We start from the raw sequence: 16,195 nt of genomic DNA on the forward strand, positions 1-16,195 counted from the left end.
GAGGAAGATATGCCTACATATGAATTTAAGGCAAAAAATTCGGAAAGCAAGATCATTGAAGGAAGAAGCAAATTCAAAAACAAGGAAAGCCTGACCGAGCAGTTGGAGCTTAAAGGGTACACCCTGGTAGAAGCCAAGGAACTGAACGCATTTACAGACATATCGCAGATATCGATTTTTAAGGCCAAGGTAAAGGTAAAGGATCTGGCCGTATTTTGCAGGCAGTTTGCCATAATACTCGAAGCAGGTGTTCCCATAGCGACGGCACTGGATGTGTTAAGGGAACAAACCGCAAACCCTACCTTAAGGGAATGTATCTCTGATATATATGAGGATATACAAAAAGGAACAGCACTGTCGGTATCCATGAAAAAACATGATGACCTTTTCCCGGAAGTACTGATTTACATGGTTGAGGCCGGTGAACTCAGCGGTATGCTGGATAAAACCTTTTCCAGGATGGCCGAGCATTTTGAGAAGGAAAACAGACTGCACCAGAAGATAAAAAGCGCCATGACCTATCCTGTTATAGTACTTATGGTTGCCGTAGGAGTAATATTTGTATTGATGGTAAAGGTGGTTCCGTCATTTTCCGGTATCTTAGGAGGGTTTGGAGTGGAGCTCCCTATATTTACAAAAGTACTAATCAGTATAAGTGAATTTTTTCAAACCTTTTGGTGGGTGATTCTGGCAGTAATAATAGCAATGGTTATCGGTTTTGCACGGTTCAAAAAAACCACTCCCGGGCGACACTTTTTCGGCAGCCTTGCCATAAAACTGCCGGTTATGAAACAGGTTACAAAGAATGTCATAACTGCCCGTTTTTCCAGAACGATGGGAACACTGATGGCATCAGGAGTACTTATAATCCAGTCGCTGGAAGTGGTCCAGAAGCTGCTTGGCAATATCATTATAGAAGAGAAAATAGATTTGGTCATAAATGATATCAAGCAGGGAAAGGGTTTATCCCAGCCCCTGACCGCAATGAAATATTTTCCGCCAATGATGGTTTCCATGATCCGTATAGGCGAAGAATCAGGAAATCTGGACTATTCCCTTGACAAGGCCGCCGATTTTTACGACGAAGAGGTTGAAACCTCGGTCCAGCAGCTCACATCTCTAATTGAACCAATCATTGTAATATTTCTCGCAGTAATCGTTGCATTCGTTATTTTAAGTATCCTCTATCCTATGATGAGTATCTATCAGACAATGTCGGCTTAATGCCATCTCTTATATTTTTCTGCTAATGTTCAACTCAAAATTGTATAGAATGCGTTTAGTTAGTGCTAACCGCTTTTTATAATACCAAAAAACAAGCAATAGAAAGGAGTTTAACATTATGAACAGCGTTGTATTATCAACATCACAGGAAATTAAAGGGGGTGAAAAATTGAAAAAGCTGAAAAACAATAAAGGTTTCTCACTGGTGGAACTTCTCATAGTTATAGCCATAATGGGCGTTCTGGCAGTTATAGCTTTCAATATGTTCGGAGGAGTTCTGACCAGCAGCAAGAAGAAGGCCGACGACCAGATGGCGCAGAACATATCAAAAAGCATACTTACATACTGTATTGATTCCAATGACTGGACACTGGCGGAAATTGAAGGTAATGGTGCAAATCCGATGGATTTTCTTATAAAACTTGGAGGACAAACAGATATTGACGGTAAATTATATGGCCCTTACATAACTTTGAAAAATCCCGATGAACCAACTGATGATGCTAATAAAACTGCTTTAGCTCCTCAATGGAATAAAAACGCCGGAGGAGACCATACCGGCTGGGAGATCACGGTTTACACGAAATTACAGAATGTAAAATGCGTACCTTCAACAGAAGATGCTGAATCGCTAACAGTTAAAGTAGACGAGACTACTGGTGGAGCTGCCGAAGGAACCTGAGAATAAAGCCGGCAGCAATCGATAACAATGCAACACACTTATTCACCTATAGATTATGATGGCTGTCAAATGCATAAATAATCTATAGGTGAATAAAAGAACAAAGTAATATGGATCAGCCATTTTAATACGGGAGTTGATCGAAAATGAAAAAATCCAACAACAGGGGTTTTACCCTTATAGAAATGCTGCTTGTACTGGCCATAATATGCATAATGCTGCCCCTCATATACCAGCTGTATAGTTTCGGGCAGGAGACCTTTACCTATAACAGCAGACTGATTGCCCAGCAGTACACCGTGACCAATGTCATGTCACACATCCGTGGTGACATAAGAAAGGCGGCAGTTGTTTCGGTAGAGAACACGGATGATGAACACAGCTCGGGTTATCCCAAAATAATTACACTGAAGCTGGGATATATAGATACCGATCCGGGTTCGCCGGCGCAACCGGATATATATAAAATAAAATACTGGAGGTTTTACTGTGAGAAAGAAGGAGACGAGGGAGTGCTCCAGTACAGCGGAGAAAAAGCCCTCGGCGATGCTGTAACTGACGGTGACTATAACACCGTTGTGACAGGCCTTGATATAATGAACTGCAAATTTGAGAGATTAACGGAATCCAGCCCGGAATGCGATTATCTGACAGTTCAGATAAAGCCGCTGGAAACAAATACAGGCAAAGCAAATGCCAGAAATGTGAGAGAGCCAATAAAAACGGAAATTTCTGTTTTATATAAAGATGAATTATAAATTTTTAATTTGCCGTATAGGAGGAGAACAATGAAGGATATAAACCTTATACCGGAAGAAGCAAAAACCAATACCGTAATAAAAGCCGATGATGAGAAGAAAAGTTTATCGGTTAAGTCGGTATTACTTGCCGTAATCATACTTGCGGTTGCCGCCGCCGGTCTCATAAGTCCCAAGCTGTATGTTAAAACACTTGAAATCCGGGCTGAGTCTGTCCGGGATGAGCTGGCAGGCGAAAAATATGCCGAAGTAAAAAAAGTAAATGATCAGATTACTGCCGCTCAGAATGAAATTTCGGCAAAAAAGACAGCTATAGAAAATATATCCCAAAGCACGGCGCGGATATCCGAAATGATTGATTACGTGGAGAAATCGGCTCCGGTGGGTTTATCGGTTAACTCAATGCAGCATGCAAACGGAAAATTGACCATTAAGGGATTTTCCAGGGACAGCACTGCCGTAGCCGAATATATGGCAAACCTGACAATGGTGGATCTTCTTACCGGCTACACCTCAAGTGCCAGATTTAACTACCAAAAGGCCAATGCAAACCTGGAGTATACGCTTGAATTTACCAATAAATCAACAAAAGCCAAGTAGGAGGAGCAGACTATGAAATTTGCGCTTAAAAGAAAAGAAATAATGCTTATAAGTGTTCTTGCCTTATTAGTATACGCATTTGTGTTTTATAAATTTGTATGGACGCCTGTGATACCTGAAATTGCTTCTCAAAATGACGAGATGGGCAGGCTTCAGAGTGAAAAGGCCGCATTGGATTTAAATTTGCAGGAATTGGAGTCCAATAAGGCAAAGGTTCTTTCCATAAAAAGCGGGAGTGAAAGGCTGGATGGCTATCTGAGCAGCGAAGCCAATGTTATGGATTGCATAGAATATATGGATAAGCTGGCGAAGATTGCGGGAACCGATATTACCAATATAAATATAGCGGCTCCGTTAAAAAAAGAGGCCGGTAAAGCCGTCTATTATGAAATCAAAATCGACTTTACTACCACGCAGGATATAAAAGGTATCAGGGATATTGTGGATTTTATTGAAAACAGCTCAAAGCTCATAAATATAAGCAGATTTGAAATAAAGCCCGAAAAGGAAAAGGCAAAGACCGGCACTCCTGTGACGGCTGTTAAAACTCCGGCTTCCGCCGGAACGCCCGCAAATCCGGCAAATACAAATGCCGGAGCCGGTGAAACGCCCAAAGAAAATTATGTAGCAAATATGAGCATAAGCATGTATGCAATGAATCTTGAATCTGCGGATAGGTTCTACGAATATGGTAGGCATAAATTCAACAGGTATCAGTACGGCAGTATTTCGCCCCTGGAGCTTACAGCTCTCGATGTGCTCTCGGGAAAAGCAAACAATATAACGCTGGGGACAAATACGGCAGCGTCCGATTCGGATACAAAGGATTTCGAAATAAATCTGAACAGCTTCCTTTCAGCCGGAGACAATTTTACGGTATTCGGCACAGACAAGCAAAGGGATAAGTACAGCAGCAAGACAAACAAGTATATAACCATGTCGGTTAATATAAACAAATCCTCCTATACGGTAGGAATCACCGACGCCGCGGGCGTGTCTTCAAGCTTCAGCGGTGCGGCACCCGACAGGGATCTGAATATGACCATCAGCACTAATCTTTCTCTGATACCGGAAAATAAAGGACTTGGTTTGAAAATTAAAATTTTTAATAATTCCGGCAACAAACTCAATATAGTGAAAAAAGATGTGACAAAAAAAATAATACTGACCGACCGTAACGCAAGGGAAATCAAGGACGGCAACAATCAGGAAAAAGTCCTTATTAAATAAACCGGGCGCATGGACATTATGTGCAAAATGGGGAAGGGATTTGATATGGGTAAAATATTGAAAAATATCAAGGGAATGACCTTGACCGAGGTTATAATAGCGTTGGCGGTATTAGGCATTATCTCAGTCCCTCTGATTGCAGTTTTTTCAAACTCGGTATTGATTACTCAACTGACCAGAAATCAGCTGGAAGTTAATGCGGTGGTGCAGATAGTAAAGGTTGAGGTCACCCAAGCCGTAAAAAACGGCAGTCTTATTAAGGATGCAGAGGAGCCTGGTGATATTTCCAAGGCAATTGATATCAGTCCCAGGAGTGTAGGGGCCGAATCTTTGTACCTGGAGCCGGGGAATGAAACAAAGTTTTTGCATATAGATAACAGCAATCTTACCGGCAGGTATAAGTATAAGGTCAGATATATGGATAAAGCGGGGGCTACGCTGGATACCTTACAGCCCGAGCCCGATACGGTGGAATTGCTTATAATGCTGTATTCGGCCGGTGAAAAACATTTAAAGGATCTGAAGGTAGATATACATTATTAATTTAATAAGCGGGATAAGGTTCAGAATCCGTTCAAGCCATAAGGAAAGAGGGGTGAAGCGGTAATAAATGAGAAATAGAATAAAGAATCAGAAGGGCTCGATCATGATAACAGTTATTGTGATTCTGGCAATACTGGTTGTCCTGGGAGTAGCTCTTATAGACAGTTCCACCAAAGGGTTCGGAATCAGCAAGCATGATGAAACTGCCGATATGGCATATAATGCGGCTGAATCGGCCATAGAAAAATGCTTTGCTTATATGGATTTTTTCTGCGGTAATCCGGACAATACCAAGGACATTGACTTCGACAGCGAAGAAGATTTTGCAAATAAGGCTATCTTAAAAATCCAGGCTTCATTGAAGGGTTATACATCTCCAAAGTACGGTACCGCCCCGGACAGGATAGCTTATAAAATACAACTCGGCGGCTCAGGCTCAAACGAAGCTACTGTTGAAATAAACGACATCAGATATCTGGGGTGGGAGGAAATCCCGGGTGAAAAGGACAAAATAAATGTAACTATAGGAGTTACGGCAATTTCGGACTTCAACAGAGCCGGTGACAGCACTGTGAACAAGGAAATATTTTCAAAAAGAAAATTTGCAATGACAATACCGAGAGGGTTTGAGCTTAAGGCCGCGATATATTCCATAGGAGATCTGATGGTTGAAAACATCAATGCGCAGGTTGAGGGGGATGTCTTAGCCTTCGGCACTTCGCCCGAATATACAAAACAAACTGAGCAATATTATTACGGGGGTATTTATTCTAAGAACAGAGGCCATTTGTCGGTACGCGGGAATGCGTATACCAGAGGGCTTATCAGAACAGGGATGTACACAAGGGAAGACGGTATTCAGGACAACAGTTATATATACATATATAAGGATGCAATTGCGAATGGTATTCATATTTTTGGAAGGGGAGATAAAATCTTCGTTGGCAGAAATGCCTACACCTTTGATGACCTTGAAATGAATGGGGTAGATTCGGTTATTGCCGTAAACGGAAGCTTTGTAGGACTTTCCAACAACCTGGCAGCCTCCAACCATGATGAGAGCAGTGCAATCGTAAACAGTGCCGTCATACATCACTCAGGCTCTTTGCTTTCGGAAAAGTCACGGATAGTTATAAACGGAGATGCCATAGTCAACGGAGGAACCTTCAGGGTAGATCCGGCCTCGGGAAATACCGATATACATTTTCCACAGATAGAGGATGCATCTATTATCTCCAGAGCCAGCAATTCAGCGCCTATGTACAGGGAGTTTATGGACGGAGTCCAAACGGGAAGCATTACCATACCTGATGGCATTGCTGAGGCCAGCTACTATCACCAATGGCTGTATGAGAACAGGGGAGCGGCAATAGGTTTTGCAAACCTCATACAGTGCTGGAAACCGGCAAATTTTACCGACGATGCCGGTATCGGATTCTGGATGGCCAGCATTGACGGTGCAAGGAAAGAGGGCTTTAATGATCCAACATTTTATGATCCGGCTGCAGATAACGGAAGAATATCAGGTTTCTGTAACTATGAATTCGGTGCGAATGACAGAATATATTTCATGAATAAGGGTATCAATGAAATCAGTAAAGTGCAGTTCATCAACAACAATTTTATACTTGACAATATTGATGAAAAACCCGATATAAGCGATTGGACTGACTTCTGGAATGATTTGCCGAGTGCTGAAGATTCCGGATATAAATCGTTCTTTACCGGAAAACTGGCAGAATTGAAGGAGTTGCTTCTGCCTAAGACCCAGATATTCTCTTCCAGGGAATATACATATTCGGCATTGGGCAACTCCCCTATTAATAACACCCTGATTCAGGCACCTGGAGGCTCTTCCTCGGATAATTTGTTTATGTATATCAATGATATGCTCAATGACAAGTATCCGGGCGGAGATACCGAAGCTACCGACAGATTTGTGTTTAACCTGAGTGAGGAACTGGGTTCAGATGTTTACCTCAATGATGTAATAAAAGAAAGGGCTGAGTCCTATGGACTTTTGCCTGATGATGAATACTATAAAAGTTACTTTTTAATTTATAACTCAAAGCCCGGCATTACCATACATGTCAATACAAAGTTGAACGGCATTATTTTTTCCGTGGGACAGGTTGTAGTTGAGAAAGATGCCGATGTCACAGGCTCAATTCTTGCAGCCGGAAAAGGCTTTTCAAAGGATGCTTCAGATTATTTGCTTGATAATAAGTCTATGGCACATAAGAGTGAGGATCCGGATATTCCGAATTATCTTCCGGTTGTTTTAAAGAATGGAGAAAATCTGACAAAATTGGATGAAGGAAAGTATGCAGGAGTGCATTTTAAGGGTGCTTCAAGCAGCGAAATTGCACGAATAACATTTCCGGGCAAGGATGAACTATTGGGAGAATTTAATAAGCAGGGAATGGATTTATATTCAATATTCGATTTTTAGAGGTGATGGAATGAATAAAAAATTAGCAATAATATTAACAGGATGTTTAATTGCAGCAGTAATGATGTCGGGCTGCAGCTCAGCAGGAGACGTGCAGGTGGCCGCAAACAGCAGTCAGAGCGGCAGTACTCCAAAGGTTTCCCAAACTGCGGTGAGCCAGCAGGAAGATACTGAGATTAAGAACCTGATATCCGATTATTTTGTAAAATTGTATTCGGGATATGCCTTGAACTATCAGAAAAATCTGGCGACAGGCAGCATTCCCGAAGATTTGAAAAGCTTTTTAGCCAAACGTGCCGTGGAAGAGGGGAACAACAATGCCGAAGTGGGATTGAATTTCCCGAGATTTGTGGGCATGAACGGGATTACAATGGTTTCTTACAAAATGCTTACAGAGGGTAAAGAGCCTCAGATTGATTCCACATTTATTGAAAATGTGGATGGTACGGTGTTGTATTTCGTAAAGGTCAATCTGCTGGCAAGCTGTGTACCGGACAGTACCTTTGATGCCCATTTCACGCTGGATCCAAACACCAATACATACCAGAAAACATCCGATATTGCTGCCGACCAGGTGGATTCAATCAAGGTACAGGCAAAATATGATGTGGAGCTTGTAAAGGAAAAGGAAGACAGCGGATATAAAATAATCAGAGCCAGGGAATCGGCTTACAAACACGGTGCAAAAAACAGGCTGTTCAGGTACAATAATGATTTTATTACCCGGCTGCCTTATTTGAATCTGGAGCAATCGGACGACAAGACAGGAGTTGCAAACAAGGAAGACACTGAAACTTACAAAGGTGAATGCACTGTTATAACATCCTTCCTTGACAATATTTTGAGCATGGACGGTGAAAGAAGAACACTGCTGGGCGGAAGCTGGGACGACAGCTATTCAAAATTCTGTTTGCTTGCAGAAACCATCGGAATAGACAAAGACAAGGACAAAAATGAGATCCTGTTGATCAATGACAGATATAAGGAGCTTTTTCCAAAAGAGGCACTGCTGCTTCAAAGTGACATAATGAGCATCAAGAAAAAAGGTGATTATACCATAACAATGCATCCTGCCTATTCAAAACTTAACAGGTGGTACATGGTGTCATTTAACGGAACAGTAAAAAAATCCATCGGTTCGGCTTATGCCCAGGAGTATTCGTTTGACTTCTTCATCAAGTTGACGGCGGGTAAAACCACAAAGGTGTCAAATGTCAAATTAAATAAGATGGCCCCCATTGTAAAAACAGAAAGTAAAGAAGCAGCAGGCAGCACTGAATCCCAAAAAACTGCTGCAGCATCAGACAGCACCACAGTCTCCGATTCTTCCGGAAGCAGCCAGGCAAACAATGCTGCAGGAAATTCCGTTGATGTGCAGTAGTAAGATTCTAACCCGGCCGGAATATATGTACTGAATATTATTACCTGGCATTGATTAACACCTGGGAGGTAGTTGTTTGGTTATATTTATTACTTATTTATATGTAGCTTTAATAGGGTTGATTATAGGGTCTTTCCTGAATGTATGTATATACAGGATACCCAGAGGGGAATCAGTAGTAACGGTACCCTCACATTGCACCGGCTGCGGAAAAAAGCTGGGAGCATTGAATCTGATCCCGGTGTTTAGTTATCTATGTCAGCGGGGCAGGTGCACCGGCTGCGGGGGAAAAATATCCCCCAGGTACATGCTGGTGGAAATTTTAACGGCCGGATTATTTACAGGTATGTTGTATAAATACGGTATCAGTCCTGAGTTTTTCTCAGCCGTATTTTTATCTTCCATATTAATAGTAGTTTTTTTTATTGATCTGGAGCATGGGATTATTCCGGATAGTATTGTTGTAACAGCAGCAATAGGAGGGCTTGTATTTTTTGTGATCAGCTTTTTCATCCCATCTGATATTTATGGGGATGAAAAATGGTGGAACCCCATATTGGGTGCCATTTCAGGCAGCGGCATTTTGCTGCTGGTTTCCATTGTGGGTTCCAGAATTTATAAATCCAAGGAAGTTATGGGGGGAGGGGATATAAAAATTCTATTTCCCATAGGTTTGCTCCTTGGATGGAGATTAATGATAACTTCGCTGTTTTTGTCAATTCTGACAGCGGCAGCAGTGAGTGTTGTACTGATATGCTTTAAAATAATCGACAGGAAAGCCACTGTTCCCTTCGGGCCTTTTATAGCAATAGGTACAGTGCTTGCAATTACCTTCGGTTGGCAGCTCCTCGAAATATATTTCGGGTAAGATAGCTTTAAATTAGAAAGGATTAAGTAAAATTATGGAGGTGTGTAATGAATACGCAAAGTAAAAAAAGAAGAAAGGTATATTGTCTGGCAATAGCGGTAATGTTTGTATTAACAACATTCCTGCCGCTTACTGGCAATGTAGCCCAGGCAGCCAATCCTCCCCCGGTAAAAATACTGGAAATTCAGCCTTCAACGTCGTTTGATATCACAAGCACAATCAAAGCATCGTTGAAGAATGAGTTAGGCAGGGAAGTCGAAGTAACAACAATGCCAATGCCCTTGTTCATATCAAAGGCGGAGGAGGTCAACGGATGCTATGATATTGTGTACATAGGAAACAATAACGCAACCACTGACAAGTACAATAGCAATTACAACGGAAACATTTACAGCAGATTCGGACCCCAGGTAAAGAATAATTGGTTTTATGCTAAAACAGTAGCGGGTAATAAAGAATTTTATGCCGGTAACGATATATCGGACATCGCTGCTTTAAAGCTCAAGAGTTTTATTGAAGCGGGACAGCTGATGATATTTGACAGTGGTATTTTCAGCTCAGGTATGAAGGATACCAAGCTTTATAAAAATTTTATCAATTATAAAGATAACAGCAAAGCCTATACAAATGTACAGATCGGGAATACGGGTTCTCTGTCGAGTATGCTCATAAAATACAAGAATACCGAAATGAAAAAGAGGCCCACACTTGTACTGACACAAAAACCGGTGGAATACAACGGAAATAACATTGCTGAGAATGCCGGTCTTATCAGCTTTGCCATGAATCTAAGAAACAACAACAGTGCGGCAAAGATGTCAATTAATCTTTATATTGACCAAAATGGAGACGGAGTTTATAAAAGTGATGAAATAACATCCACATACAAAGATATAGGAAGTATGGACAACTACTCTGTCAATTGCCATCTTCCCAGCAAGTTTACCGGTTTAGTTCCCTGGAAAATAGAAGTGGTTGATGATTCAGGAGCAAAAGCTTATGAAACTGGGTTTACAGCCGTTAAAGGCGATGAACAGAAAATCAGGGTTCTCCAATTGCTTCCGAATAACAATGATAATTCCGCTACCCTAAAGCTTTCTACACTGAGTAATTTTGATAATCAGAATCTTCTGTATAAGCAGGGTGAGTACAATATTATTATTACCGAGATGAAAATCGGTGATTTTAACACAAATTACGGAAATCAAGTCAATGGTAACCCTACAACTCTTAACGGAAATTATGATATGGTAATATTCGGTTTTGAGGACTCATATACCGGCGATCTGTCGGGTAAGGCACTTAATGACATGATAGCATTTGCCGATTCAGATCAGGCAATAATGTTTACACATGACACAATAGGCTTTACAAGCAGTGAAACAAATCTTACCAAGAATTTCAGAGATAGGCTCGGAATGAATGCTTTCGCAACAGACGCAAGCAAACCCTCCGGTGTAACTGCATCAACTGGCTTGACAAGGCTGGCCAATTTCTATCAGAATGGAGCCCCAAGGTTTCCGGATACGATAAAAACAAGTAAAATCAATGAAAGTAATCTCACGAAGTACCCGTATATCCTGGGAGATATAACCGTTTCGCCCACGCATCTGCAGTACTTGAGACTTGATCCAGAAGACCCCGATATTGTAACTGCATTTACTTACAGAAATGAATACGTTTACAGGCATGGCTCCAGAACAGCCACGCTGGTTACACCTGTATCAAATGAGGATATGTACCATGAGTATGACGGTCTCAACGACTATTATACATATTTTAAAGGAAATCTTACCTTTTCGGGTACAGGCCATAGTTTTATCAAATCCTTGGAAGAGGTAAAGATGTTTGTAAACACAATGCTTAAAGCATCTGTGGGTGCAAACCATGCACCTTCGGTAGAAATATTAGGTTTGAATGACGGACAGGATATTGCAAACACTCTTGAAAAACTGAATTTCAGTTTGCTTGCAAGAGACCCGGATATGGATGATAAGAATTTGAATTGCAAAGTGTACATTGACAATGACGGTGACGGAAAATATGAAACAAGCGAGAGCGTACTTACTTTGGAAGGTGCCAATGCCCTGGAGAATGAATTGGCAAGGGCTGTAGAAATGGCGAAAAATGTAAATAATAAAGTTACGCAATTTAAAATAAAAGCTGTTGTTACAGACCAGCACGGAGCACAGGGCTCTAAAGAAATAACAATAAACAATAAAGATGTTCCTGTATTGAACCTCGGTCACAATACGGTAAACCGTCTTGTTGGAGACAGGGCTGACTTGAATCTGACGGTGACTGCTCAAGCTACCAAATTCAGTACGACTTACAGTAATCTCGTACTTCAAATGAAACTGAATACTTCAGCATTTAAAGACATAGCTGCTGTGGGAGGCGGTTCCGTTGACGGCTCTGGGAACTATTCCAGGACACTGAATTCGGTAATTTTCAATCCGGCAGCAAACATTGCATCACAGAACGGGCAGCTTCAGTTTGTATGCAAAACAGAAGGAGCATTTTCTTCAACTGCAAAACTTTCATATAAAGATGCTCAAAATACGGCAAGGACAGTTGAAGATCCGGTTACTATAAATGTTAAGAACGGAACTGTCAATGTGGAACTGAAGGACAATTTTGGGGCTGCCATAGGCGGTCATGAAGTCAAACTGCAAAAGTATACCGGGGATTCTGGCACACTTGATACCGGTTTTGCCGCTCTGACTGCTTTAACTGATGAAACGGGTATAGCCAGGTTCACTTCGGTACCCACCGGATATTACGGTGCCACAATTGTATTGCCTGAAGGCTACATGCCTGTAGATAACAGCAATATAGGAAACAATGTTACCAAAAAAGGCGGGTCCCAGCTGAACTATGAAAATAATTCAATAGTTATTGCTTTTCCGGCACTGTACCGTGTTCCGGTAATAAAAATCGAAGGAAAACCTGGCATGGATATCTGGACAAAGCAACAGCTGACAGCAACGGTAGCTCCGGACGGATTATACGGTGACTGGCAGGTAAAATGGCAGGTGGCCCCGGCTTCGAACGATCCCGGAGATGCGGTTATAGATCCCGATACTGGTATTTTAACGGCAAAGAAAGTTGGTAATGTTGTGGTGACCTGTACGTCTGTCAATACCGATCCGGGCGGCAGACAGGCAAGTGCTCAATATACAGTAAAAATTGAGAAGAATAATGTAGATATCAACTGATACTATTGTTATGATCCTTCTTTGTGATCAGAGGGCGTACTGTTCAATACAGTGCGCTCTTTGTAATTTGTTAAGGAAACACCTTGTGAAAATGAGATGCAATTCATATTGGCAGTATACAAGTATATTTATATAGTAGAAAAGGAAATTTATTAGTAAGAAATAATTTAACCTGTTGTGCTAATTGAAATTGTGTTCTGTTTTATTGAAATCAACTGGTAACACGAGGACAACTTCATGAAATAGGATGCACGGTTAAAAACAATTGTGATAAATTGTCGACGAAGGTAAGGCGGTTTTGACGGCAAAGCAACAGGACGCTGCTTTGAGCTTCAAATCGAGACAGGATGTCGAGTTTGAGCGACGGCAAAATCGCTTTATAATGAGGCGATACAATTTTCGTAATTGTTTTGGGTGCGTCCTATTTCATGAAGTTAGTACGGAAGTCACCAGTTGATATAAAAAAAGCAAATATAGGATAACTAGCACGATGAGTTAATTTATGCTTCTATAATTTAAAAGCGTTAAATTAATTCTCAGCATTATAGTTGAATTTAAAAAAAATCCTTGCAAAAGTGTGTAACATGTAGTAAAATATTGAATGTTGTGGCGAAGGCATACGATGACGCCGGAGATTGCTACCCAGGGAAATCCCTTTGGAACTAAAGTTCCCGGACTTGATAACAAGTTCGTAAAGAGGTAGGTAACTTCTGCTGAGAATGTCCGATTCAAGAAACCGGGCGACAAGTCACTGTACATTTTGCGTTATATATATTGCTGTGTAATATAATCGCTTTAAATGCCCAGGTTAAGTTTGTCCATTAGGATAAGAACGATCCTGGGTTTTTATATAAAACGTTATGAAACACCCGGCATAGTGTACAGACAAGAACTTGTTGTACGTGACAATAATAAAACGTACGAGGAGGTTTATGTATGTCAAACAAACAGAAAATACGCATCAGACTAAAGGCGTTCGATCATCAGGTGTTAGATCAGTCAGCTGAGAAGATCGTTGAAACTGCTAAGAGGACAGGAGCAAAGGTTTCAGGACCTGTGCCGCTGCCTACTGAAAAAGAGATTATTACAATCTTAAGAGCTCCGCACAAATACAAGGACTCAAGAGAGCAGTTTGAAATGAGAACTCACAAGAGATTGATCGACATTCTTTTGCCAACACCTAAGACTGTTGACGCATTGATGAGACTGGATCTTCCAGCTGGCGTAGACATAGAAATCAAACTTTAATATTTTCGGATATTAAGGAAGTGCTGTTGATTTCATCGGAGATCGGTTATAATCCGAGAAGCCAGGGTAAAAAAGGTCATGTTCATAGCGTGTAACCGCACGCAGGGTGAATAAAAAATTCACGGTGTGTATTTCAGACACACGGAAGTATGAACCAATAACCATAGGAGGTAATTTAAAAATGAAAAAGGCAATGATAGGCAAGAAGATCGGAATGACCCAGATATTTGACGAAAATGGTCTGGTAATACCAGTAACAGTTGTTGAAGCAGGCCCATTAACTGTTGTTCAAAAGAAGACAGTTGATACCGACGGATACGATGCCATAAAGGTTGGATATGAAAAGGTCCAGGAAAAGAAGCTCAGCAAACCGGCCTTAGGACAGTTTACAAAGACTAAGCTGGCTCCAATGAAACATTTGAAGGAATTCAGACTTGAAGATGTTTCAGGTTTCGAAGTTGGACAGGAAATCAAAGCTGAGGATATGTTCCAGGCTGGAGATAAAATAGACGTAAGCGGTATCTCAAAAGGTAAAGGATTCCAGGGTACCATCAAGAGATACGGACAAAAGGGCGGTATGGAAACTCACGGTTCCATGTACCATAGAAGAGTCGGTTCCATGAGTGCCAACACCAATCCTGCAAGAGTATTTAAGGGCAAGAAGCTGCCGGGCCATATGGGTTTGGACAACACTACAATTCAAAACCTTGAAGTTGTCAGAGTTGATGCTGAAAGAGGCCTTATCCTTATAAGAGGTGCTGTTCCAGGACCTAAGGGCGGATTGCTTGTTATTAAAAATACGGTTAAATCCGGTAAATAATAACGTTGAAGGGAGGAAGTAACACATGCCAAAGGTTGATTTATATAACATGAAAGGTGAAGTAGTTGGAGATATCCAGCTCAGCGATAATGTTTTTGGTACAGACATAAACAATGAAGCACTTCACGCTGTAGTAGTTAATCAGTTAGCAAATAAAAGACAGGGCACCCAGTCAACAAAGACCAAGAGTGAGGTTAGAGGTGGCGGAAGAAAGCCATGGAGACAAAAGGGAACCGGTCGTGCAAGACAAGGTAGTATTCGTTCGGCTCAGTGGATCAAGGGTGGTATAGTATTGGGACCCAAGCCGCGCAGCTATAGATACACTCTTCCAAAGAAGGTTAAGCGTATAGCGCTGAAGTCGGCATTGACTTCAAAGGTATCGGCCAATGAGATTCTGGTACTTGATAATCTGGCATTGGAAGCTATAAAGACAAAGGCAATGGTAGGAGTTCTCAACAGCCTGAAGGTTGATTCAAGTGCTTTGATAGTAATTGATTCAAAGAATGATAACATTGTTAAGTCAGCAAGAAATATTCCTGGTGTTAAGACTGCATTTGTTAATACAATAAATGTATTTGACATATTAAAGTATGACAAATTCATAATTACCAAGGAAGCTGTTGAAAAGGTTGAGGAGGTGTACGCGTAATGAGATTACCACAAGATATAATACTAAAGCCGCATATCACTGAAAAAAGTAATATGGAGATCGCTGCTGGTAAGTACACTTTTGTTGTTGATATAAATTCAACAAAAACCGAGATCAAAAAAGCAGTTGAAGCATTGTTTAGTGTAAAAGTACTTCAGGTTAACACTATGAAGTATGAAGGTAAAGTAAAGCGCAACGGTGTTCACGAAGGACCACGCGCCGACTGGAAAAAGGCAGTTGTTAAGATAGACACCGATCCAAAGCCGGAATCATATCTGACCAAGGGCGGTAAAGCAGTATCCAACAACAAGAAATACAAGAGCAGTATCGAAGAATTCGGAGTTGCTCAGTAATTAATTGACTCGTTATAACACATAAATTCAGATAAAATTCTTTCGACTATAGAAAAATTTTATTACATTTAAGTGTTTCAACGAGGTAGGAGATAGTTGATCACTGTCTCAAAATAAAGAGGTACTCGCCACCTGTAGAGGTGGGAAAATAATTGACTCGTTATAAAGG

14 protein-coding genes are annotated in these 16,195 nt (G+C 41.1%); all 14 read left to right on the forward strand.

What is annotated here, in order from left to right; translation table 11 throughout:
- The first annotated feature begins 9 nt into the window (after positions 1-9).
- The gene (locus T344_RS0102075; protein ID WP_027627340.1) at positions 10-1,224 is read left to right on the forward strand and encodes a type II secretion system F family protein; all 1,215 of its coding nucleotides are present in this window, start codon (positions 10-12) and stop codon (positions 1,222-1,224) included.
- A gap of 118 nt (positions 1,225-1,342) precedes the next feature.
- Positions 1,343-1,906 (forward strand): type II secretion system protein, encoded by a 564-nt coding sequence (locus T344_RS29550; protein WP_051571538.1) that lies wholly within the window; start codon positions 1,343-1,345, stop codon positions 1,904-1,906.
- Positions 1,907-2,052: 146 nt separating this feature from the next.
- On the forward strand, positions 2,053-2,664 hold the full coding sequence (locus T344_RS0102085) for a PilW family protein (protein WP_027627341.1): 612 nt from the start codon (positions 2,053-2,055) through the stop codon (positions 2,662-2,664).
- A gap of 30 nt (positions 2,665-2,694) precedes the next feature.
- Complete coding sequence (locus T344_RS0102090) at positions 2,695-3,264, forward strand: PilN domain-containing protein (protein WP_027627342.1); 570 nt, start codon at positions 2,695-2,697, stop codon at positions 3,262-3,264.
- A 12-nt stretch (positions 3,265-3,276) separates the two neighbouring features.
- Complete coding sequence (locus T344_RS0102095; protein ID WP_027627343.1) at positions 3,277-4,494, forward strand: hypothetical protein; 1,218 nt, start codon at positions 3,277-3,279, stop codon at positions 4,492-4,494.
- Positions 4,495-4,539: 45 nt separating this feature from the next.
- Positions 4,540-5,037, forward strand: coding sequence for a PulJ/GspJ family protein (locus tag T344_RS29555; RefSeq protein WP_162178017.1), 498 nt, complete (start codon positions 4,540-4,542; stop codon positions 5,035-5,037).
- 67 nt (positions 5,038-5,104) lie between these two features.
- Positions 5,105-7,489, forward strand: a complete 2,385-nt coding sequence (locus T344_RS0102105; RefSeq protein ID WP_154669410.1) for a hypothetical protein — start codon at positions 5,105-5,107, stop codon at positions 7,487-7,489.
- Between the two features lie 10 nt (positions 7,490-7,499).
- The gene (locus T344_RS0102110) at positions 7,500-8,870 is read left to right on the forward strand and encodes a hypothetical protein (RefSeq protein ID WP_027627346.1); all 1,371 of its coding nucleotides are present in this window, start codon (positions 7,500-7,502) and stop codon (positions 8,868-8,870) included.
- 76 nt (positions 8,871-8,946) lie between these two features.
- Positions 8,947-9,738, forward strand: coding sequence for a prepilin peptidase (locus tag T344_RS0102115; protein ID WP_051571539.1), 792 nt, complete (start codon positions 8,947-8,949; stop codon positions 9,736-9,738).
- Positions 9,739-9,785: 47 nt separating this feature from the next.
- Positions 9,786-12,956 carry a DUF5057 domain-containing protein gene (locus T344_RS0102120; protein ID WP_027627348.1) on the forward strand — a complete coding sequence of 1,057 codons (3,171 nt, stop codon included), beginning with the start codon at positions 9,786-9,788 and terminating at the stop codon, positions 12,954-12,956.
- Between the two features lie 936 nt (positions 12,957-13,892).
- Positions 13,893-14,204 (forward strand): 30S ribosomal protein S10, encoded by a 312-nt coding sequence (gene rpsJ / locus T344_RS0102125; protein WP_004626630.1) that lies wholly within the window; start codon positions 13,893-13,895, stop codon positions 14,202-14,204.
- 181 nt (positions 14,205-14,385) lie between these two features.
- Positions 14,386-15,024 carry a 50S ribosomal protein L3 gene (gene rplC / locus T344_RS0102130; RefSeq protein WP_004626699.1) on the forward strand — a complete coding sequence of 213 codons (639 nt, stop codon included), beginning with the start codon at positions 14,386-14,388 and terminating at the stop codon, positions 15,022-15,024.
- A 25-nt stretch (positions 15,025-15,049) separates the two neighbouring features.
- A complete protein-coding gene (gene rplD, locus T344_RS0102135; protein WP_004626672.1) occupies positions 15,050-15,673 on the forward strand; it encodes a 50S ribosomal protein L4 in 624 nt (207 codons plus the stop codon).
- Positions 15,673-16,026, forward strand: coding sequence for a 50S ribosomal protein L23 (rplW, locus tag T344_RS0102140; protein ID WP_004626585.1), 354 nt, complete (start codon positions 15,673-15,675; stop codon positions 16,024-16,026). Before rplD ends, rplW begins: the two co-directional genes overlap by 1 nt.
- Positions 16,027-16,195 lie beyond the last annotated feature (169 nt).

Source organism: Ruminiclostridium cellobioparum DSM 1351 = ATCC 15832, from assembly GCF_000621505.1.
In the GTDB taxonomy this organism is placed as follows: domain Bacteria; phylum Bacillota; class Clostridia; order Acetivibrionales; family DSM-1351; genus Ruminiclostridium; species Ruminiclostridium cellobioparum.

Coding starts and splice junctions, on each gene's coding strand:
- T344_RS0102075 (WP_027627340.1), top strand. CDS start 10: ATGCCTACATATGAATTTAAGGCAAAAAATTCGGAAAGCAAGATCATT.
- T344_RS29550 (WP_051571538.1), top strand. CDS start 1,343: ATGAACAGCGTTGTATTATCAACATCACAGGAAATTAAAGGGGGTGAA.
- T344_RS0102085 (WP_027627341.1), top strand. CDS start 2,053: ATGAAAAAATCCAACAACAGGGGTTTTACCCTTATAGAAATGCTGCTT.
- T344_RS0102090 (WP_027627342.1), top strand. CDS start 2,695: ATGAAGGATATAAACCTTATACCGGAAGAAGCAAAAACCAATACCGTA.
- T344_RS0102095 (WP_027627343.1), top strand. CDS start 3,277: ATGAAATTTGCGCTTAAAAGAAAAGAAATAATGCTTATAAGTGTTCTT.
- T344_RS29555 (WP_162178017.1), top strand. CDS start 4,540: ATGGGTAAAATATTGAAAAATATCAAGGGAATGACCTTGACCGAGGTT.
- T344_RS0102105 (WP_154669410.1), top strand. CDS start 5,105: ATGAGAAATAGAATAAAGAATCAGAAGGGCTCGATCATGATAACAGTT.
- T344_RS0102110 (WP_027627346.1), top strand. CDS start 7,500: ATGAATAAAAAATTAGCAATAATATTAACAGGATGTTTAATTGCAGCA.
- T344_RS0102120 (WP_027627348.1), top strand. CDS start 9,786: ATGAATACGCAAAGTAAAAAAAGAAGAAAGGTATATTGTCTGGCAATA.
- rpsJ (WP_004626630.1), top strand. CDS start 13,893: ATGTCAAACAAACAGAAAATACGCATCAGACTAAAGGCGTTCGATCAT.
- rplC (WP_004626699.1), top strand. CDS start 14,386: ATGAAAAAGGCAATGATAGGCAAGAAGATCGGAATGACCCAGATATTT.
- rplD (WP_004626672.1), top strand. CDS start 15,050: ATGCCAAAGGTTGATTTATATAACATGAAAGGTGAAGTAGTTGGAGAT.
- rplW (WP_004626585.1), top strand. CDS start 15,673: ATGAGATTACCACAAGATATAATACTAAAGCCGCATATCACTGAAAAA.